Below are 19,188 nucleotides of genomic sequence, written 5' to 3'. Positions count from 1 at the left end.
GCCCGGAGTGCCCGGACGGGGATCCCGGCGATCCCGGCTTCCCCGAACGCGCCCCGGCCGCGCCAGCGCGCCCCGGCATCCGGGCCGACAGGATCGCCTGCAGCGAGGACAGACCAGCATGACCCGGCACCAAGAGGCCGCGGCGGACACCCGGATGGAGTTCCGCAGAACGGCCGCCGTCGACCGGCAGGCCGGCATCGGCGCCATCGCCCGCATTACGCGGATGTGCTTCCGCTACCCGTGGCGTGCCGGGCTCGCCATGGCCGCGACGGTACCCGCGGTGTGCATGCAGCTCGCGATCCCGGTCATCCTGGGGCGGGCGGTGGACCAGACGCTCGCGATGGACCGCGATACCCCCGATCTGCACGCGCTGACCCTTATCGCGCTCACGCTCCTCGTCGTCAGCATCCTGCGCGGGGTCTTCACGCTGGTGCAGAACTACGCCGCGGAATCGGTCGGACATGCGCTGGCGAAGGATCTCCGCGAGGCGATCTACGACAAGGTCCAGCGGCTGCCCTTCTCCTTCCACGACCGCACCCATTCGGGCGATCTGATCACCGTCGGGATGCTCGATCTCGAAGGGGTGCGGATGTACTTCTCGACCGCTCTCGTACGGACGCTGCTGCTGACGCTGCTGATCGGCATCGGCGCCGTGATGCTCCTGCGCACCGACGTGGTCCTCGGCCTTCTGGCGCTGTCCTTCGTGCCCTTCGCCGCGTGGCGCAGCTCGGTCATGCAGCTGACGCTGAGGCGCACCTGGCTGATCCTGCAGGAGAAGCTCGGCGTCCTCAGCCAGAAGATGGAGGAGAACCTCGCCGGCATCCGCGTCGTCCGGGCCTTCGCCGCCCAGGATCACGAGATGGCCCGGTTCGACGCCTCCTCCCGCGAGGCGCTGGAGTACAGCCACCGCCGGATCGACGTGCGGGTGCGCAGCACCTCGGCCATGACGCTGGCCTTCTTCGCGGCGATGGGGCTGGTCCTGCTCTACGGCGGACGGCAGGTCGCGGCTGGGGAGATCACCGTCGGCACGCTGGCGACGTTCCTGACCTTCATGACCATCCTGCAGATGCCCGTCCGCCAACTGGGATTGATGGTGAACGGCTATGCCCGCGCCTCGACCTGTGGCAGCCGCCTCTTCCAGCTGATGGATGCGCCGGTCGAGATCGCCGATGCCGACGGCGCGCGGGACCTGGAGATCATTGAGGGCACCCTTCGGCTCGACAACGTGGGCTTCGCCTACCCGGGGCAGGGCGCGCGTCCGGTCGTCTCCGGCATCTCGTTCGAGGCACGGCGCGGGGAGACCATCGGGATCCTCGGCGCGCCCGGAGCGGGCAAGACCTCCCTGATGCAGCTCCTGCCGCGCTTCTACGACGTGACCGAAGGGGCCATCACCATCGACGGTCAGGACATCCGCGACGTGACCCTCTCCTCGGTCCGGCAGGCGGTGGCCATCGTCCAGCAGGACAGCTTCCTCTTCACGACGTCGATCGAGAACAACATCGCCTATGCCTCGCCCTTCGCCGACGACCGCCGTATCCGCGGCGTGGCGGACAGCGCGCAGCTTCACGATTATGTCCTCGGCCTGCCGCAGCAATATTCCACCGTGGTGGGGGAGCGGGGCGTGTCGCTGTCGGGGGGGCAGCGCCAGCGCCTCTCCATCGCGCGCACGCTGATGGCCGAGCCTGCCGTCCTGATCTTCGACGACAGTACCGCGGCCATCGATGCCGGCACCGAGAGCCGCATCCGCGCGGCCCTGCGCGATCATGGCAAGGGGTGCGTCACCCTCATCGTCGCGCATCGCCTCGCGAGCCTCAAACATGCCGACCGGATCCTCTTCATGCAGGACGGACGGATCGTCGAGCGCGGAACGCATGCCGAGCTCCTCGCCCTCGGAGGACGCTACAAGGCGCTCCACGATCTGCAGATGAACCCCGAGCCGGACGTTCTGGAACAGGAGGCGAGCCGATGAGCCCGCATGGTCAGGCCGAGCCGCGCGATCCCCATGCCGACGGCCGCTCGAGGATGCGCGCCGTGGTGGGCTCGACCCGCGTCGAGGAAGAGATCTTCGGCCGGGTGTTCGATGGCAAGGTCGTCCGCCGCCTCTGGACGTTCGTCGCCCCGTACAAAGGGCGCGTCCGGATCGCCGTCGGCGCCGTTCTCGTCTTCACCCTCTCGCAGCTCCTGATCCCCCTCCTGATCCGCTACGCCATCGATTACGGCATGGCGCCCGATGCGCCGGGGGGGCTTCTGGCCGGCATCGTCGCCATCTTCGCGCTGGTGATCGCCGTCAATTACGGCGCCTCGCTCCTGCAGGAACGCATCACCGGGCAAGTGGCCGAGAACGTCCTCTTCGATATCCGCCGCAAGATGTTCGGCCACCTGCAGCACGTGTCGCTGACCTTCATGGACAAGACCGAGGTCGGACGGCTGATGTCCCGCCTGCAGGGCGACGTAAACTCGATGCAGGAGTTTCTCGAAACGTCGGTCCAGTCCGTCGGCGATATCGCCCTGCTGATCGGGATCGTCGCCGTCATGCTCTGGCTCGACTGGCAGCTCGCGCTTCTGGTGCTGATGGTCCTGCCGATCCTGCTGGTGGTGCGGGTGCTGTGGCTGGCGCGGGCGCGGTCCGCCTTCATGGCGGCGCACGAGGCCAATTCGGTCACGAACGGGGCGCTCTCGGAGGCGATCCACGGCGTTCGCGCGATTCAGGCCACGCGCCGCGAAGGGTTGAACGCGGAGCTCTACGCTGAGCTGACCGAGCGCACCTACCGCTCGCAACTGCGGGCCTCGCGCCTTGCGCAGATCATGATCCCCATCGTCGATACGCTGACCGGCATCGCGATGGCGGTGGTCGTGGTGGCCGGGGGGCTGATGGTCGTCTCGGGGCGGATCGAGGTCGGCGCGATGGTGGCGTTCCTGTTCTACATCCAGCGGTTCTTCGACCCGATCCGCTCGCTGACCATGCAATACTCGGTCATGCAGCGCGCGATGGCGTCCGGGCACCGCCTGACGGAGGTCCTCGACGTCGAGGTCGACGTGGAGGACGCGCCGGATGCCGTTGCGCTCGGGCCCCACGATGACGCCTCGGTCGAGTTCAGGAACGTCACGTTTGGCTACGATCCCGCGCACGCTGTCCTCAAGGATGTCAGCTTCTCCGTGGCAAGCGGCGAGAGGGTCGCGCTGGTCGGGCCGACGGGGTCCGGGAAATCCAGCTCGATCTCCCTGATCCACCGTTTCTACGACGTGCAGGACGGGTCCGTCCGTGTGGGCGGGCACGACGTGAGGGACGTCACACAGGAAAGCCTCGGGCGGCATATCGCCATGGTCCTGCAGGAGCCGTACCTCTTCACCGGCACGGTCATGGAGAACATCCGCTATTCCTCCCATTGGGCCAGCGATGCGGACGTGATCGAAGCCGCGAAGGCTGTCGGCGCGCACGACTTCATCGAGTCGATGCCGCGCGGCTACGACACCCTGCTCGACGAGCGCGGCTCCAACCTCAGCCTCGGACAGCGGCAACTTCTCAGTTTCGCCCGCGCCCTGGCCGCCGATGCCAGGATCCTGGTGCTGGACGAGGCGACGGCGAATATCGACAGCTATACCGAGCTGCAGATCCAGAAGGCGTTGCAGAAGTTGCTGGAGGGGCGGACCGGCCTCGTCATCGCGCACAGGCTCGCCACGATCCGCAACGCGGACCGCATCGTCGTGCTGCAGCAGGGAGTGAAGATCGAGGAGGGCAATCATGACGCGCTGATGGCGCGGCAGGGGCTCTACTCAAAGCTCTTCACCCTGAACTATGCCAGCTTCGACGACATCGCGGAGGACCTCGACGACGAGGAGCGCAAGGTCGCGACCTGAGGTGTCGCGCGTCATCTCCGGACATGCCGGGCAGATGCGCCGCGGCCCCCGCCACGCAAAAGAAGAATGCCAGGAGCGTGGCTCGGTCGGGAAAACGTAGTATTCCGGTCAGCAGTCATGGGCGAGGCCGATCCCCACGAGGGGCTTCGCACATTTCGCACGGTGTGTAGTACGGTGCGATTACGTAGAGTAAGGGTTAGTATGTCCGAGTTGAAAGCGCCAGTTGCGCATCTCAAACGCATGAAGACGGCGCGCCGCATCCAGCAGGCCACGCTGCATCTTGCGGCCGCGTCAGGCTATGCCGGCCTCACGGTCGACATGATCGCCGAGGAAGCCGGGATCAGCCGGCGGACCTTCTTCAATCATTACCGTAACAAGCAGGAGGCGCTGGCGGGGCCTCAGATCCACGATTTCAGCCAGCATCACAACTGGTTCGCGACCTCTGTCGCACCGCTTCTGCCGGACCTGAAGCGGCTGATACGGGAGACCCTGATCGTTGCCTCGCCCGAGCGTTCGACGGTCCACACGATCGGTCTGGTGCTGCAGGATACGCCCGAGCTGCAGCCGGTGTTCAGCGCGCTGATGGACAACGTCGCATGCCAATACGAGAGCCTTCTGGTTCGCCGCCTCGGGGAGGAGCAGGGCGCGATGTGCCAGCTTGTGGCGCGCCTCGTCGCGCATTCCATCGCGCTGTCGTTCCGGGAATGGGCCCAAGGGTCGGACGGCACACTGGACGCGGTTGCGGACATGGCCTGCGAGAAGTTGTCGGCGGTCGCGGCCGCGTTAGGGGGCTGAAACGCCGGTGCGCTCGCCGCGCCGTCCGCTTTCCGGGCAGGGACCGTCGGTCCGACGCGTCCCCGGTGGAGCGGGTCCAGTCAACGCGTGACGGCCGGTCATCCTGCACGGCGCATCCTCGACGCGACGCGCAGAGCCGTCACGCAGCCCGCGTGATCCTGAGCTGCACGTCCCGCGGAACGCCGTCCGTGCCATTGATGACGATGAGGTCCTGGGGGCAGGCGGATACGGCGAAGAGGCAGTCCATTTCCGCGCGCAGGCGGACGTACTGGCCGGGCTCGGTGCGGCTGGGATTGTCCTCCAGCTTGTCGTTGTCCCGGATCACCGTCTCCATGAAGAGGTTCCACGGGGTGGGGATACGCGGAGGCCTGCGGCCCATCCGGTCGAAGGCGGCGCGGAGGTTGTCGGCGCAGTTGTCGTGATAGCCCTTGTGCCCGTAGAAAATCTCGTAGCTGGGCGCGCAGCAGGCGGGGCAGAGCGTGTCGTGAACGCCGGGCGAGGTGTCCTCCATGAAGGTCAGGATGGTACGCCACGTGTCGGTGCAGAGGACATCGCCGGGGCGGAAGGTCATCCGGTAATGCAGGATGCGGCTGTGCTCCATGGACATGTATTCGTCCGGCGCGTCCTGCGGGAAGGCCCAAGTGTCCACCACCTGTCCGCCATGGGTGTTCACGACGTCCACGATGTCCCCGGCGGCCAGTGCGACCATGCGGGCTTCGCGGGCGGGGACGTGATGCGTCTCGGTCAAGTCGGTCATTTCCTGTGCCCTCAGTAGTCGAATGCGTGGGTCCAGTGGCGGGCATAGACCTCCCGGTCCCCCTCCATGGCGGAGGCGCGGGAGGCGAGGGTGAGCTTGCCGCCCTGCCAGAAGACCTGCGTGTCCGTCTCGATGCGGACGCGCCATCCCTCCCGCTCGTAGGTCTCGGCGAACTGGAAACCGGCGCGGGCCGAGGTGCCGTCACCGGGCATGATCGCATAATCGTGGCCGCCTTCGGTGGTTATGTTTAGCCCGTCGATCTGTCGCGTGGAGGGAGACCTTGCGGACACGATCGTCTGCTCGCCCGTGACGAGGTTCCACGTCACGTCGCGGGTCTCCTCGCCGGTGGCGAGATCGGCGGAGGGGACGGGCATGGCGTGGATCGCCTCTTCGAAGGGGGACAGATCGTGCCTCGCATCCCGCGGCATCCCCGGCAGGTCGAGCCTGAGGGCGCCCGGCGCGATGCGGATCGCGTTGTCCCCGGCCTCCGGCCAGACCATCGGCCAGTAGCTCGTGGAGAGGGACAGCCGGAGGCGGCTGCCGGGAGCGAAGGCATGGGCCACGCTCTTTATCGGCAGGGCGACCTCGCACATCTCGCCCGGCGCGATGCCTTCGGGACGCTCGAGGCGGTGCAGCGCGAAGGTGATGCGGGCCACGGTGCCGTCCGGGCGAACCTCGTTCAGCCGGATTGCGAGAAGGGCGCGGGGGCCGTCGAAGGCGAGGCGGAGGCGGAGCGTCGCATTGCCGACGAGATGCAGGGGATCCGCGAGGCGGGGCGTGTCGAAGCAAAGCGACAGCCCGTCGTCGATGGCCGCGTCGCCGGCGAACTCGGGGCCGTTGCCGCCACCGTCGAGCGGGCACCATTCGCCGCCGGCGGACCCGACGGTGAGCGGAGTGTCCAAGAGCATCTCGGCCTGATCCGGCACGGGCGTCCCGCTCAGCCGCAGATCGTCCGCATGGAGCGTCGTCACCGGCGCGTCGGCGGGCCAGCTATCCACCCCGATCCAGTCTCCGTCGATCTTCGGATCGTTTGCATCGGGAACGGGGTCCCGGCCGACCCAGAGCCGGAGCATCGGCTCGTCCATGATGCCGGTTTCCTCGCCCAGGAGCCAGTGACGCCACCAGCGCATGCACTCCTGCAGGAAGCCGATCTGCGGGCCCGGCTGGCCCCAAGTGGGGTACATGTGCGTCCAGGGGCCGATGAGAGCCTTACGCGGGCCGGAGAGGTTCTCCATCAGGCGCAGGATCGGATCGGTATATCCGTCCACCCAGCCGCCGACGGCATAAACGGCGCAGTCGATGTCGCCGTAGTTCTCGCACACGGAGCCGTGGCGCCAGAACGCGTCCCGCTCCATATGCGCCATCCAGCGCGACAGCGGCGGCTCGACCGCGTCCAGCCGGGACATCCAGAGATCGCGCCAGCTTTCCCCGGCATGGGCCGGATCGGGCGGGCGGCACAGCTGGGTGAAGAGGCCCGCGCCCCATTGCATGCCGTCGATGAGGAGCCCGCCGCCCATGAAATGGACGTCGTCGCGGTACCGGTCATCGGTCGAGCAGGCGGTGACGATGGCCTTGAGCGCAGGGGGCCGCCGCGCAGCGATCTGAAGCCCGGCAAACCCTCCCCAGGATATTCCGATCATGCCGACATTGCCGTTGCACCAGTCCTGCCGCGACAGCCAGTCGATGACCTCCAGCGCGTCGTCCTGTTCCTGCTTCAGGTACTCGTCGTGCAGCAGGCCCTCGGAGTTGCCCGAGCCGCGGATGTCCACCCGGCAGGCCGCGATGCCGCTTTCGGCGAAGTAGCCGTGCATCATGCTGTCAGCGAGCGCCGTGCCGTCGGACTGGCGGTAGGGGATCCATTCCAGAACGACCGGCACCCGGTCGGCAGCGGGCGCCTCCGGCAGCCACAGGCGCGCTGTCAGCTTCGTGCCGTCGGACAGGGTAATGACGATCTGGCGATAGGGGGCGGGCCGATCGCTGGTCGTGGCGACGGAGAAATTCTGCATGGATGGCGTCCCGATAGTCTGGTGCCGCGCCCGGAGCCGTCCCGGGCGCGGCGGAAGTGCCTCAACCGGCGGTGAAGTCGCGCAGGAGCGCCCATTGCGCATCGGCGCTGTAGGCCGCGTTCACAGACGGCTTGGAAACCCAGGCGTTCACCCCGTGATAGAGGAAGACATAGGCGCCGGTCTCCTCGAGCTCGTCCTGGAGCGCGACATAGCGCGCCGCCCGCGCCTCCGGATCGGAAATGGTCAGCGCTTCGTCGTTCCGTGCGTCCCACTCCTCGGAGCAGGTGCGCTGGAAATTCCAGTCGCCGATCTGATCGCAGGTGAACCACTCGGTGACCCAGGAGGGATCCGGCGCCGTGGTGAACGGCTCGATGATCAGCTCGATGTTCTGGTGGTCCGTCGGATGCTGCGCCTCGGCGACCATGGTGTTGCTGTCCATCTGGCGGATCGTCAGGTCGATCCCGACGGCGGCCAGCTGGACCTGGAGCACCTGCGCCACGATCAGAAGGTCCGGGCTGGTGCCGAATGTCAGCGAGAGCGAGAGGCCCTGGACGCCCGCTTCCGCCAGAAGCTCCCGCGCGCGCTCGGGATCGTAGCCGTAGAGCACCTCATCCCGCGCGCCCGGAAGCGGCGGCGGCACGAGCCCGTGGGCCTGATCCACCGCACCGCCGAAGGTCGCATCGACGATCTGCTTCACGTTCACCGCGTGCTGGATGGCGCGTCGCACGGTCAGATCGGAGAGCTTCGGGTTCTCCACGTTCATCCCGAGCCACGCATAGCCGAGCGCCGGCTTGACGACGAGATCGGAGCGGCCGCCCTCATAGGAGGGGATCGAGTTCACGGCGATCTGCGTGCAGTCGATGTCGCCCGCGGCGAAGGCCGTTTCGGCCGAGGTCACGTCGCCGATGGGGAGGATCTCGATCCGGTCGTAATACGGCTCGGGACCGGTCCAGCCGGGGTTGCGGACAAGCCGGATGACCTCGCGCGGCCGCCATTCGTCCAGCATGTAGGGGCCGGAACAGGCGGGAACCTCGGTCGCGAAACTCTTGGTCCCGGACGCCTCCATCGCGGCCTTGCTCAGGATCAGGCCGGAGGCGTGGGGTAGGGTGGAGGTGAAGAGCGGGGCGAACGCCTCCTTCAGGTGGATGATCCCGGTATAGGTGCCGGTCACCTCGACATGGTCAAGCGCGGCCCAGTCGGAGGCATAGACGGCGTTGACCTCGGGATCGGCGAAGCGCTCGTAGGAAAACTTCACATCCTCGGCGGTCATCTCGCCGTGATCGTCGGAGAAGAGGAGGCCGGGGCGCAGCTCGAAGCCAATATGCAGCGGGTCGCTGTCGTCGATGGAGGACGCCGCGTCCAGCTCCCAGGTCCAGTCGTCGCCCGGCGCGTAGCGCACGAGGCCGGAGAAGATCGCGAACATTACCGTCTCGTCATACCAGCCGCCGCGGGTGGCGGGGTCGAGCCGCTCGATGTCGCGGTCGTTGCGGATGCGCAGGGTCGTGTTCTCCTGCGCGAAGACGGCGCCGGTGCCGGCGAGGGAGCCGAGGGCGAGGGCAACGCCGCCGCCGCCGGCACGTTGCAGGGCCTGTCTGCGGGTCAATCTGAACTCGGTCATGGGGATATCCTGTTGGCTGTTGATTATGAGTGGGACACGCCCGCCGGCTGCCCGGCATAGTGGCAACTGGCGGTGTGTCCGGGGGCGATTTCGCGCAGCGCCGGCGCTTTCGCGGCGCAGAGGTCGGTGGCAAGCGGGCAGCGGGTTCGGAACTCGCACCCCTCGGGCCGCCGTGTCAGGCTGGGCACGTCCCCCTCGATGAGACCGCCACCGCCGGTCGCCTCGCGGGCGCCGATCAGGGCGCGGGTATAGGGGTGCTCCGGCGCGCTGAAGATGGTCCGGGTCGGAGCCTCCTCCACGATCCGGCCGAGATACATGATCGCGATCCGGTTCGTGACATGCCGCGCCACGGACAGGTTGTGGGTGATGAAGAGGAAGCTGACCCCGAGGCGGTTCTGGAGCTCGCCGAGGAGGTTCAGGAGTTCCCCCTGCACGGATAAATCGAGCCCCGCGGTCGGCTCGTCAGCGATCACGAGGTCAGGCTCCAGCGCGAGGGCGCGGGCCACGGTCACGCGCCTGGCCTGCCCGCCGGAGATCTGGTGCGGGTAGCGGTCGGCGAAGTCGGGCGAGAGACCGACGAGGCCGAGAAGTTCGGCGGCCTTGTCCCTGCGGTTCCCGTCGAACCCGCCGGCGATTGCCAGGGGCTCCGTGACGGACGTGCCGAGGGTCATCCGCGGATCGAGGGAGGCGACCGCGTCCTGGAACATCATCGAGGTGCGCCGCCGGATCCCGGCCCATTCGGGCGCATCTTCGGATGTCGCCGTCGCATCGCCCACGCGGATGGACCCACCCGAGATCGGAGCGAGCCCGATGGCCGCGCGGCCAAGCGTGGTCTTGCCGCTGCCGCTTTCGCCGATCAGGCCGAGCGTCTGGCCGGCCTCCACCGACAGCGAAACGTCCGGCAGAACGGTGACATGGCGGGGGCCGCGGCCGAGAAGCCGGTCGGTCAGGGTGCCGGAGGGGTAGCGGACGCGCAGGTTCCGCGCCTCGAGGATGGGTTGGGTCATGGGGTCACCAGATGGCAGGCGGCGCTGCGCCGGGGGCCGAGGTCGTGGCGCAGCGGCGCTTCGGCGCGGCAGCGCGCGACGGCGGACGGGCAGCGCGGCTCGAAGATGCAGCCCGCCGGCCTGTCATCGAGGGCGGGCACGGTGCCGCCGATGGTCGGCAGTTCGGAGGTGGGCTCCTCGATCCGGGCCGGATCGCATTCCAGAAGCGCTTTCGTGTAAGGATGCTGCGGATTCCCCAGCACCTCGGCCACGGTCCCGGTCTCGACCAGCTCACCCGCATAGAGAACGGCGATCCGGTCACAGAGCCGCTCCACCACGCTCATGTCGTGAGTGATGAAGACCGTCGCCCCGCGCAGCGTTTCCTTCGCCTCCGCCATGATCCCGAGGATCTGCGCCTCGGTCGTCGCATCGAGCGCCGTCGTCGGCTCGTCCGCGATCAGCAGCTTGGGTTCGGCCAGAAGCGCCGCGGCGATGGAGACACGCTGCAGGATGCCGCCCGAAAGCTGATGCGGATATTGCTGCATCCGCACGTCGGGATCCGAGAGGCGGACCTGCTCCAGCATCTCCAGGATGCGGGCCTTGCGCTCAGCGCGCGGGCGGTCGTGATACCAGTGCTGGAAGATATCGAGCTGCCGCCCGATCTTCATCACCGGGTTGAGCGCGGTGAAGGGATCCTGCGCGATGGTGGCGATGTCCCGGCCGCGGAGCTGGCGCAAGTCCCGCTCGGTCATCTGCCCGAAGAGGTCGCGCCCCTCGAAACGCAGGCTGCCCGTCACGCACGATCCGCGCGGCAGGAGGCCCATCATCGCGGCGGCGAGGGTCGATTTGCCGGAGCCGCTTTCTCCGACGATCCCGAGGGTCTCGCCGGTGCCGACCTCGAAGCTGACATTGCGCACCGCGGCCGCCGGAGCGCTGGGATAGCGGATGGAAACGTTATCGAGGGCAAGGACGGGGGCGCTCATGTCCGCACCGCCCGGCGCGGATCGAGCGCGTCCCTCAGGGTCTCGCCGAGAAAGGTGAAGGCGATTGTAGACAGAACGATCGGCAGGCCGGCGGCGATCGCGATATGCGGCGCCTGCCGGACATAGGTGTACCCTTCGGACAGCATGTTCCCCCAGCTTGATTGCGGTGGCTGGATGCCCTGGCCGAGAAAGCTCAGACCGGATTCGATGCCGATGACGGCGGGGATATCCATCGCGATCAGGACGAGGATCGGGCCGATCAGGTTCGGCAGCATGTGGGTCGCTGCGAGGCGGAGGCGGGAGGCCCCCATCGATTGCGCCGCGACGATGAAGTCGGCGTTGTTCAGCACCAGCACCTGATTGCGCACGACGCGGAAGTAGCCGGGCGCCATGGAGATCGCGATGATCACGATGAGCGCGGGGACCGAGGCGCCGTAGATCGTCACCAGAGCGAGGGCGAAGAGGACGAGCGGCAGGGACTTGATGGAATCGTTGAGCAGGACGAGCGCGCTGTCGAGGATCTTGCCGCCCAGACCCGCGATCATTCCCATCGCCATGCCCACCCCGAGCGCCGCGCCGGTCCCGGTCAGGGCGATGTAGAGCGCGGTGCGCGTGCCGAAGACGATGCGGGAGAGCAGGTCCCGTCCGAGCTGGTCGGTGCCCAGCCAGTGCGCGGCGCTCGGTCCCTGCATCCGGTTGATCGGATCGATCGCGTTCGGATCGTAGGGCGCGACCAAGGGCGCCGCCAGCGCGGCGATCACGAAGGCGGCGACGACGAGGGACGCGACCGCGCCCGTCGGCGTGCCGAGCAGGCGGCGGAGCGTGGCGTGGCGCTCGGCCTTGACGGCCCTCGGCGCGGCTGCTGTCTGGTCGGTCATGGGTCAGCCCTTCTCCGCAAGGCGCGGATCGAGATAGGCGATCAGCGCGTCGGCAAGGAAGTTCGCCAGGACGTAGAGCCCCGTCGTCACGACCACTGCGCCGAGAAGGACCGGGAAATTCCGGCTGAGCACGGCGTCGTAGGCGAGCGAGCCGAGGCCCGGCCGGGAGAAGACGACCTCCACCAGAACGGCGCCCGAGAGCAGGTTCCCGATGCCGACGCCGAGAACGGAGATGACCGGAACGACCGCGATGGGCAGGACGTACCGCAGCGCGATGCGCAGATCCGAGACGCCGAAGGAGCGGTAGGTCCTCACATGCGGCTGCGCCAGCGTCTCGAGCATGGACACCCGCACGAGCCGGGCGATGTATCCGACCCAGGCGACGCCGATGGCAAAGGCCGGCAGGGCAAGGTGGTGGAGCTGGTCGAGCAGGTCCCCCGGTTCGCCCGCGCCGATGGCCGGAAACCAGTTCAGCATGACCGCGAAGAGGATCAGGGCGTAGATCGCCATGAGAAACGCGGGGAGCGCCACGACGCTCGTGGAGATGACGCCGATCAACCAGTCGATGAAGGTGTTCGGCCGGAGCGCTGCCCAGATCCCGAGGGGCGTCCCGATGGCCGCGGCCCAGATCACGCCTACGACCGCGAGCGTGACGGTGCGGGGCAGGGCGGCGAAGACCAGATCCGCCACCGGACGCTGGCTGAGGATGTCCGTTCCGAAATCGCCGTGAAGAAGATTCCACAGAAAGCTCGCCGCCTGCATCGCCAGCGGCTGGTCGAGGCCCATCTGCTCGCGGAAGAACGCCTTCTGCGCCTCGCTCGCGCGAGGTCCGAGCGCGATGGCCGCGGGGTCCCCGGGCACGGCATAGATCAGCACGAAGAGCAGCAGCATCGACACGATGAGCACGCACAGGCCCAGTGCGAACCGTCTCAGCAGGTAAGTCGTCATGTGTCAGTGACCCGATCCCGGGCGCACGCCGCGGGTCGACCTCTCGAATGGTGATGATGTCGTTTGAAGATGCGCTGTAATATATCACGGGATATATTGCAAGTGTACTGCCTCGGGTGCTAGCCTTGGCCTCGGGTTGGAGGAGAGCGCAGGAAGCCGTTTTTTCCCGGCCGTCCTGCACGTTAGAACATGAGATCGGACAGATGGGACCACGACATCCGGACCGGGTCTTCCGCTGGCGCGAGCGGATCGGGGAGGAGCCGGCCGGCTACCGGACCCTGACGGATCGCGCCTACGATCAGATCCGCACCCGTATCATGACCGGCGACTTCGCCGCTTCGACGCCCTTCACCGAGGCCGATCTCGCGCGTGAGCTTCAGATGAGCAAGACGCCGGTGCGGGAGGCGCTGGTTCGACTGCAGACTGAGGATTTCGTGCGTGCCATTCCCCGGCGCGGCTATATCGTGGCCCCCGTTCAGATCGCGGAAATCCGGGACCTTTTCGGGTTCCGGGCGCTGATCGAGGGCGAGGCCGCCGCGCTGGCCGCGCGCCATGCCGGGCCGGAGCGACTGGAGGAACTCGAGGAGCTGATCCGGATCGACGCCGAGAACGACAGCGAGGGGTCTGAACGCGTCGCCAGAATGATCCTGATCAACAACGCCTTTCACGAGACGATCGCGCTCGGAGCCGGGAACCGGCGCCTGCACCGCAGCACGGTGCAGATCATTCGCGAGTTCGAGCGGTTCTACTTCCTCGAAGCGAGCCTGCCCGAATTCTACGACCCCGGTTTCGTCGGGCACGAGGCGGTGCTGGAGGCGATCAGCGGCGGCGAGCCGGAAACCGCGCGGACGCGGATGAAGGAGCATGTCGACAGCTCCCGGCGCGTGCTGTCGAAGGCGATCAGCGAAGGCATGGCGCCAGCCTCGTCCATGCCGATCATGCTCTGACGGGAGCGCCCGCCCGGGATCGGGCGGACGGCAGGTCGTAGCTCGGTGTCTCGGCCGCTGGATGTCCTCATGCCGGGGGCATGGACTGACCGTCGTCTGGCACCCGCAGGAACAACGTGGCTCTCGCGCGCGGGACATGGCATATGAGGGTGTAAGGCCAGCATCTGCCCATCTCTGACAAGGATGATTGGAGTGTCCCGGTTTTTCCCGTTCTGCCCCGGCCATGCCTCGCCGGAGACAGATCAGGGCGGCGCGAGGATCGTCGAGCGATGCCCGGTCTGACCCTGTCCATTCACGGTGCCCGCGGGACCGCTGCCGAGGACGGTGCGGGCGTGGCGCAGCATGGCGGAGCGACGAGTTGCGCGACGCTCACCTGGGGCGATCCCGACGCAATCCTCGTCCTCGATGCGGGATCGGGCGCCGCGGCCGCGGGTCCGGCGCTTGCCGGGCGGCGGCGGATCACCGTCCTTCTGTCGCATCTTCATCTCGATCATCTGGTCGGCCTGCCGCTCCTTCTGTCCGCCGCGCCGCAAGGGGCCGAACTGCGCGTGGCGTCCGCCGCAATGAGCCCCGCGGCGCTGGAGGGCGCGCTCCGCCGCCTCATGGCGCCACCCTTCTATCCCGTCGCGCCGGAGACGCTCTGTCCCGGCTTCGCGGTCACCGGGATGCCCGGCCGGCTGCTGGACGGGCCGACGCTTGGCGCCGCGCCGCTGTCGCATCCGGGCGGTGCCAGTGGATACCGCGTCGCGTGGGAGGGGCGATCCCTTGCCTATCTCACGGACCACGAGCCGGACGGGGGTGTGGGCGATGCCGGCCTTCGCGGTCTCGCCGAAGGCGCGGACCTCGCTCTCATCGATGCGACCTGGACCCCGGGAGAGGCCGCGTCCCGCCGCGGCTGGGGGCACGGCGACTGGCGCACCGCCCTCGATCTGACGCAAGGGGCGGGGCAGGTCGGGCTCTGGCACCACGCGCCCGGGCGGAGCGACGACGAGCTGGATGCGATCGTTGAGGACGCGCGGCAGGTCCGGCCGGGGACCTTCGCCGCGGCGGCGGGGCAGGTCGGCGCGGTGGGTCAGGTGGGGGATTTTTCCCCCGGATCGTAGAGCCCGCTCCAGCCTTCGGGCCGCGCTTCCGTCTCGAGCCGCAAGGTGCGAGCCGACTGGAGCGTGAGGAGGCCCGGCGGAAGGCCCGGCAGATCGGCGAGCGCCGCCCGCGCCGATGCGGCGTCCCAGGCCCGCCAGGCCGCCAGCCACCGCGCCTGCGCCTCGGCAAGCCGCGCGAAGTCGGGGCTTTCCGCCATGGCACGGTCGCCAATCAGGGCATGAAGCTCCACCGGCGCATCGCGGCCCTTCACCCGGACGCGGTCGACCTCCAGCGTGGCCAGAGGGCTGCCCCGGGCCGTCTCCGCCGAGGCGAGGGTCTCGACGCCGTAGTACCGGGTCAGGGCCTCGATGCGGGAGGCGACATTGACCGGATCGCCGATGGCCGAATAGGCGAAGCGCTGGGCGGAGCCCAGATTGCCGACGCAGCAGGTCCCGGTGTTGAGGCCGATGCCGATGGCGAGAGGCGGGTGGGCGCTGTTCGTGTTCAGCGTTTGCAGTGCATCGCCCATCGCTCTGGCCGCCTCCAACGCCCGCACGCGATGCGCCTCGACCGGCAGGGGGGCGTTCCAGAAGGCCATGATCGCATCGCCGATGAACTTGTCGATGGTCGCGCCGTGCGCCAGCAGGATCTCGGTCATGGGGGTCAGGAAGCCGTTCAGAAGCGCCGTCAGCTCCGTCGGGTCCATTCCCTCGGACAGGCCGGAAAAGCCGCGAAGATCGCAGAAGAGGATCGTGATCTCGGTGGCCTCTCCCTCCAGCCGGGCGGCGGAGGGGTCGTCTGCAAGCCGGTCCACCACCGCCGGCGCAAGGTAGAGCGAGAAGGTCCGGCGCACGCCGCGCCGCTCCCGCTCCGTGAGGAGGGCAAGGGTCGTCGCTCCGCACAGGAACGTCGTCAGTAGCGCGAGGATGGCGGGCCCGGGATCAAGGACCAGCCCGCGGGGCAGGGCGGCCCAGGCGACGCTGAGGACGCCGACGATGAGAGCTGACGCAAGCGCCGCCGCGCCGCCCGCCCCGAGGAGCGGCATGAGGACGGAGAGCGACAGGCCAAGGAGGAGCGCGGCGGCGAATTCCGCGCCCGGTGCCCAGCCCGGACGTACGAGCGCCGCGCCGGACAGCATCTGGTCCAGCGCCTCCGCATGGGCCTCGACGCCCGGAACCAGGCCGCCGAGCGGCGTTGCCACGAGATCCCTGAGCCCCGCGGCGGACGTGCCGACGAAGACCACACGCCCTGAGATCCGGTCTGCCCATCCCCCGGCATCGTCCAGAATGACCTCGGCGGCGGAGAGGCGGGGCACGTCCGGCAGGCCGGACCAGTGCAGCCAGAGCCGCCCGTCCGGGCCGAGCGGAATGTCGATCCCGCCGATCCGCATCGCTTCTAGGCCGGGCCGGCCACCCTCGTCCGCGACATGCAATTGCAGCGCTCCCGCGCCCTGCGCCACCCGCAGCGCCTCCGCCGACAGGCCGGGGATCAGACCCGCCTCCGTCGCGAAGAGAAGCGGAACGCGCCGCACCACGCCGTCCGGCTCGGGAAGAAGGCTGAAGCTGCCGAGACCGGCCGCCGCCGCGTCGAGGATGGGCAGGTTCGACACCGCGCCGCCGAGCCGTGGCAGGAACGGGGCGGGATCCGGCCCGCGAACCGCGATCCCGGCTTTCGGCGCCGGCGGCGACGCGCGGCCCTCAGGGGTGAGAATGAGACCGGCGACGACGGGACCGGCGGCGAAGGCGCGTGCGAGGCTCTCGTCTCCGTCTGCTGCGCCCGGTGGCAACTGCGCCGTGCCGCCCGCGCGCCGGATAGCGTCCGCCGCCGTGGTGACGGAGAGGCGGTCGGGCTCGGCGAAGACGATGTCGAAGGCGATGGCAGCGGCGCCGGCGTCCGTCAGCCGCTCCACCATCCTCGCGAGATCCCCGCGCGGCCAGGGCCACTGTCCGAGCCGGGCGAGCGCGGCCTCATCGATATCCACGATGGCGATGGGCGGATCGAGGGATTGCCGCGGGGCGGACCGCTGCCAGCCGTCCACCATAAGGGCCATCGCCCGCTCCCGCTGGCCCGGCAGGGCGAGGACGAGGACCAGCGCGATAACAGTTCCGACCATCCCTGCCGCGCGGGTCATCGGACGCAAACGCCGGCCGGTTCGTGGTATCAAGGTCACACGCTGTCCATTCCGCGCCACTCTCGCAAGACACTGGCTTACGCAACGGCAATCGGGGCTACTCTGCAACCCGTATCAGGATCGAATCGGCTCGGAGTGTCATGCGTCCCATAGCGACCGCCCTCCTTCTCAGCCTCGCTGGCGCACCGGCCTTCGCGCAGGGCACGGGCGATCTCGACGCGGCCCGCGCCTCCATCGCGGCCGGCGAGGTTCAGGCCGCCCTCGCGCCCCTCGAGCGGATCCTTCTCGCGCGGCCCGAGGCGGACGATGCGCGGCTCCTCTACGCCCGGACGCTCTACGATCTGGGCGATTACGAAGGGGCGGAGCGGGAATTGCGGCTTCTGGAGGGTCGTCTCGGGCCGGGCGATGCAGCCTATGCCAGAGACTTGCGGCACAGCGCCGTGGCGCGATCCAAGGCCTTTCGTGGGCGCGGCGCCGTCTTTGCCGGGATCCGCGCCGAGAGCGACCCAGGACTGGGCACGCTGGACGCTGAGGACGACACGGCTGCCGTCGCCGGGCTCGATCTGCGGCTCGAACACGAGATCGCCGGAACGGGCGGCGGCCTTGCCTTCGGAGATTTGCGTCTGCGCGGCGCGCTCTACGACGAGGCGGAGGAGCTGGACGGGCTGGGTGGCGCCCTGACCCTCGGCCTTGAGCTGCCCTACGCGGACCTGACGCTCATTCCCTACCTCACCGCCTCCTCCGAGCGGACCGACGATGGCGGACGCCTCGACGCGGCGGGCGGCGGACTTGCCCTGCGCTACGCGCTCACGAAGACGACGGGCCTGACCTTCGGTCTCGAGCGGGAAACCCGGTGGCAGCGGGACAGCGACATCCGCGGCGAGGGCGATGCGCGCCGCGCGGAGATCGGTCTGCGGTCGCGCCCGATGCCTGGGGTGCTGTTGGGTGCCGCAATCGCGACGGAGGAGTTCGACGCGGACGGCGACGCGCTCTCCTACACGGCGCCCGAGCTGACGCTCGATGCGAGCTACGCCTTCGATGACGGCGGTCTGCTCTTCGGCCGCGCGATCGCCATCGAGCGGGATTACGACGACGAAGGTGACGAGAGCATCCGGGACTACTTCGTCGGCTATGCCCGGCCCTTCACCTTCGCGGGGCTGGAGGGGCTGACCCTTCAGGTGGGACTGAGGCACGAGCACCGGAGGTCCGACTTCGACGCGCGGGACGGGCGGAACACCTCGCTCGAGGTGACGCTCCTTCGAAATTTCGAGTTCTGAGAGGGCCGCGATGACCGATAAGCACCGCTTCGCACTCGCGCTTTTCGCTTCGGCAAGCGTCCTGGCGCTCACCCCGCAGGCGGAGGCGCAACAGGTCGGCACATCGAGCGCGGTCCGGGGGGAGGTGTTCCTGACCCCGGCGGCGGCCCCGCAGCGACGGCCCGCGACACCCGGCCTCGGAATCTCGCTGTCGGACCTCGTCGAGACACGCGCGGCGAGCACCCTCCAAGTGCTGCTCCTCGACCGCTCGACCTTCACGGTCGGCGAGAATGCCTCCCTCGTCATAGACCGTTTCGTCTACGATCCGGACCGCGGGACCGGGGATGTCGCGGCGGACCTCGCGCGCGGCGCGTTCCGCTTCGTCTCGGGCCGGGTGACGCGGCAGGGGACGGTGGCGCGGATCAACACGCCCGCGGCAACGATCGGCATTCGCGGCACCTTCCTCGAGGGCGTGGTGGGGCCGGATGCCGTCGCCGCGGCGCGGGCTTTGGGGCATGACGTCTCGGGCTGCTCCGATCCGGCGAAAGCCCTCTTCGTCGCCCTGCGCGGTCCGGCCCAGGGGCCCGGCCGGGGTGGCCAGATCACCATCGCGAACCGCACCGGCAGCCAGACCCTCTCGCGGGCCAACCAGGGCGTGTTCGTCGGCGGGCCGGATTGCCCGATCCGTGGCGCACGGCGCTACGAGGGCGAGGCGCGGGCCATCATCGACGCCGCCCTCAGGACGGCTCCGTCCGGCCCGTCGGCGCCGGTCTCCGCGGGCGTCCTTCCGGGGGCGCCGCCAGCCGCCGGCATATTGCCAAGTCGGCCCGGCACCGGCGTAACGGCGACCCCCCCGGTGGCCGTGAACCCGGTCGAGCCCCCGCCGCCTCCTCCTCCGCCGCCGCCACCTCCTCCCGGGTCCGGTCTGGGCGTGCTCTGACG

General features: G+C 68.9%; 15 protein-coding genes. 7 read left to right on the top strand and 8 right to left on the bottom strand.

What is annotated here, in order from left to right:
- Nucleotides 1–118: 118 nt before the first annotated feature.
- The 3 genes from DQG15_RS05780 to DQG15_RS05770 all read left to right on the top strand — a co-directional run bounded on the left by DQG15_RS05780 (nt 119) and on the right by DQG15_RS05770 (nt 4,653).
- Nucleotides 119–1,969: an ABC transporter ATP-binding protein gene (locus DQG15_RS05780; RefSeq protein WP_116083457.1), complete on the top strand. Its 1,851-nt coding sequence runs from the start codon at nt 119–121 to the stop codon at nt 1,967–1,969.
- Nucleotides 1,966–3,858, top strand: a complete 1,893-nt coding sequence (locus DQG15_RS05775) for an ABC transporter ATP-binding protein (RefSeq protein WP_116083456.1) — start codon at nt 1,966–1,968, stop codon at nt 3,856–3,858. Before DQG15_RS05780 ends, DQG15_RS05775 begins: the two co-directional genes overlap by 4 nt.
- Nucleotides 3,859–4,098: 240 nt before the next feature.
- Nucleotides 4,099–4,653, top strand: coding sequence for a TetR/AcrR family transcriptional regulator (locus DQG15_RS05770; RefSeq protein ID WP_232830712.1), 555 nt, complete (start codon nt 4,099–4,101; stop codon nt 4,651–4,653).
- Between the two features lie 139 nt (nt 4,654–4,792).
- Here the strand turns inward: DQG15_RS05770 and DQG15_RS05765 are convergent, their stop codons facing one another.
- From DQG15_RS05765 to DQG15_RS05735, 7 genes are all read right to left on the bottom strand, one after another.
- The gene (locus DQG15_RS05765) at nt 4,793–5,410 is read right to left on the bottom strand and encodes a DUF1989 domain-containing protein (RefSeq protein WP_116083453.1); all 618 of its coding nucleotides are present in this window, start codon (nt 5,408–5,410) and stop codon (nt 4,793–4,795) included.
- Between the two features lie 11 nt (nt 5,411–5,421).
- Nucleotides 5,422–7,416, bottom strand: coding sequence for a CocE/NonD family hydrolase (locus DQG15_RS05760; protein WP_116083452.1), 1,995 nt, complete (start codon nt 7,414–7,416; stop codon nt 5,422–5,424).
- A 61-nt stretch (nt 7,417–7,477) separates the two neighbouring features.
- Nucleotides 7,478–9,034 carry an ABC transporter substrate-binding protein gene (locus DQG15_RS05755; RefSeq protein WP_116083450.1) on the bottom strand — a complete coding sequence of 519 codons (1,557 nt, stop codon included), beginning with the start codon at nt 9,032–9,034 and terminating at the stop codon, nt 7,478–7,480.
- 23 nt (nt 9,035–9,057) lie between these two features.
- Nucleotides 9,058–10,059, bottom strand: coding sequence for an oligopeptide/dipeptide ABC transporter ATP-binding protein (locus DQG15_RS05750; protein WP_370454169.1), 1,002 nt, complete (start codon nt 10,057–10,059; stop codon nt 9,058–9,060).
- On the bottom strand, nt 10,038–11,003 hold the full coding sequence (locus tag DQG15_RS05745) for an ABC transporter ATP-binding protein (protein WP_116083447.1): 966 nt from the start codon (nt 11,001–11,003) through the stop codon (nt 10,038–10,040). The genes DQG15_RS05750 and DQG15_RS05745 overlap by 22 nt, the downstream gene beginning before the upstream one ends.
- The gene (locus tag DQG15_RS05740; RefSeq protein ID WP_116083446.1) at nt 11,000–11,881 is read right to left on the bottom strand and encodes an ABC transporter permease; all 882 of its coding nucleotides are present in this window, start codon (nt 11,879–11,881) and stop codon (nt 11,000–11,002) included. The genes DQG15_RS05745 and DQG15_RS05740 overlap by 4 nt, the downstream gene beginning before the upstream one ends.
- A 3-nt stretch (nt 11,882–11,884) precedes the next feature.
- Nucleotides 11,885–12,829 (bottom strand): ABC transporter permease, encoded by a 945-nt coding sequence (locus DQG15_RS05735; RefSeq protein WP_116083444.1) that lies wholly within the window; start codon nt 12,827–12,829, stop codon nt 11,885–11,887.
- Between the two features lie 203 nt (nt 12,830–13,032).
- Between DQG15_RS05735 and DQG15_RS05730 the strand changes: the two genes are divergently transcribed.
- Both DQG15_RS05730 and DQG15_RS05725 read left to right on the top strand, forming a co-directional pair.
- Entirely contained in the window at nt 13,033–13,776 is a 744-nt protein-coding gene (locus DQG15_RS05730; RefSeq protein WP_116083442.1) for a GntR family transcriptional regulator, read from the top strand.
- A gap of 269 nt (nt 13,777–14,045) precedes the next feature.
- The gene (locus DQG15_RS05725; RefSeq protein WP_116083441.1) at nt 14,046–14,879 is read left to right on the top strand and encodes an MBL fold metallo-hydrolase; all 834 of its coding nucleotides are present in this window, start codon (nt 14,046–14,048) and stop codon (nt 14,877–14,879) included.
- Here the strand turns inward: DQG15_RS05725 and DQG15_RS05720 are convergent.
- Nucleotides 14,849–16,990, bottom strand: a complete 2,142-nt coding sequence (locus DQG15_RS05720) for a CHASE2 domain-containing protein (RefSeq protein ID WP_116083439.1) — start codon at nt 16,988–16,990, stop codon at nt 14,849–14,851. The two genes, DQG15_RS05725 and DQG15_RS05720, sit on opposite strands and share 31 nt — an antisense overlap.
- 140 nt (nt 16,991–17,130) lie before the next feature.
- Here DQG15_RS05720 and DQG15_RS05715 point away from each other — a divergent pair, with 140 nt between their 5' ends.
- Both DQG15_RS05715 and DQG15_RS05710 read left to right on the top strand, forming a co-directional pair.
- Complete coding sequence (locus DQG15_RS05715; RefSeq protein ID WP_116083438.1) at nt 17,131–18,267, top strand: tetratricopeptide repeat protein; 1,137 nt, start codon at nt 17,131–17,133, stop codon at nt 18,265–18,267.
- A 10-nt stretch (nt 18,268–18,277) separates the two neighbouring features.
- Nucleotides 18,278–19,186, top strand: coding sequence for a FecR domain-containing protein (locus tag DQG15_RS05710; protein WP_116083436.1), 909 nt, complete (start codon nt 18,278–18,280; stop codon nt 19,184–19,186).
- Nucleotides 19,187–19,188: the final 2 nt, after the last annotated feature.

The sequence above is a fragment of the Tropicimonas sp. IMCC34011 genome, assembly GCF_003390865.1.
GTDB lineage: Bacteria > Pseudomonadota > Alphaproteobacteria > Rhodobacterales > Rhodobacteraceae > Tropicimonas_B.
This window is presented reverse-complemented; position numbering and strand designations above follow the sequence as displayed.

What these genes read in the sequence shown, in the direction of transcription:
- DQG15_RS05780 (WP_116083457.1), top strand. Translation starts at nt 119, where the DNA reads ATGACCCGGCACCAAGAGGCCGCGGCGGACACCCGGATGGAGTTCCGC.
- DQG15_RS05775 (WP_116083456.1), top strand. Translation starts at nt 1,966, where the DNA reads ATGAGCCCGCATGGTCAGGCCGAGCCGCGCGATCCCCATGCCGACGGC.
- DQG15_RS05770 (WP_232830712.1), top strand. Translation starts at nt 4,099, where the DNA reads ATGAAGACGGCGCGCCGCATCCAGCAGGCCACGCTGCATCTTGCGGCC.
- DQG15_RS05765 (WP_116083453.1), bottom strand. Translation starts at nt 5,410, where the DNA reads ATGACCGACTTGACCGAGACGCATCACGTCCCCGCCCGCGAAGCCCGC.
- DQG15_RS05760 (WP_116083452.1), bottom strand. Translation starts at nt 7,416, where the DNA reads ATGCAGAATTTCTCCGTCGCCACGACCAGCGATCGGCCCGCCCCCTAT.
- DQG15_RS05755 (WP_116083450.1), bottom strand. Translation starts at nt 9,034, where the DNA reads ATGACCGAGTTCAGATTGACCCGCAGACAGGCCCTGCAACGTGCCGGC.
- DQG15_RS05745 (WP_116083447.1), bottom strand. Translation starts at nt 11,003, where the DNA reads ATGAGCGCCCCCGTCCTTGCCCTCGATAACGTTTCCATCCGCTATCCC.
- DQG15_RS05740 (WP_116083446.1), bottom strand. Translation starts at nt 11,881, where the DNA reads ATGACCGACCAGACAGCAGCCGCGCCGAGGGCCGTCAAGGCCGAGCGC.
- DQG15_RS05735 (WP_116083444.1), bottom strand. Translation starts at nt 12,829, where the DNA reads ATGACGACTTACCTGCTGAGACGGTTCGCACTGGGCCTGTGCGTGCTC.
- DQG15_RS05730 (WP_116083442.1), top strand. Translation starts at nt 13,033, where the DNA reads ATGGGACCACGACATCCGGACCGGGTCTTCCGCTGGCGCGAGCGGATC.
- DQG15_RS05725 (WP_116083441.1), top strand. Translation starts at nt 14,046, where the DNA reads ATGCCCGGTCTGACCCTGTCCATTCACGGTGCCCGCGGGACCGCTGCC.
- DQG15_RS05720 (WP_116083439.1), bottom strand. Translation starts at nt 16,990, where the DNA reads ATGACCCGCGCGGCAGGGATGGTCGGAACTGTTATCGCGCTGGTCCTC.
- DQG15_RS05715 (WP_116083438.1), top strand. Translation starts at nt 17,131, where the DNA reads ATGCGTCCCATAGCGACCGCCCTCCTTCTCAGCCTCGCTGGCGCACCG.
- DQG15_RS05710 (WP_116083436.1), top strand. Translation starts at nt 18,278, where the DNA reads ATGACCGATAAGCACCGCTTCGCACTCGCGCTTTTCGCTTCGGCAAGC.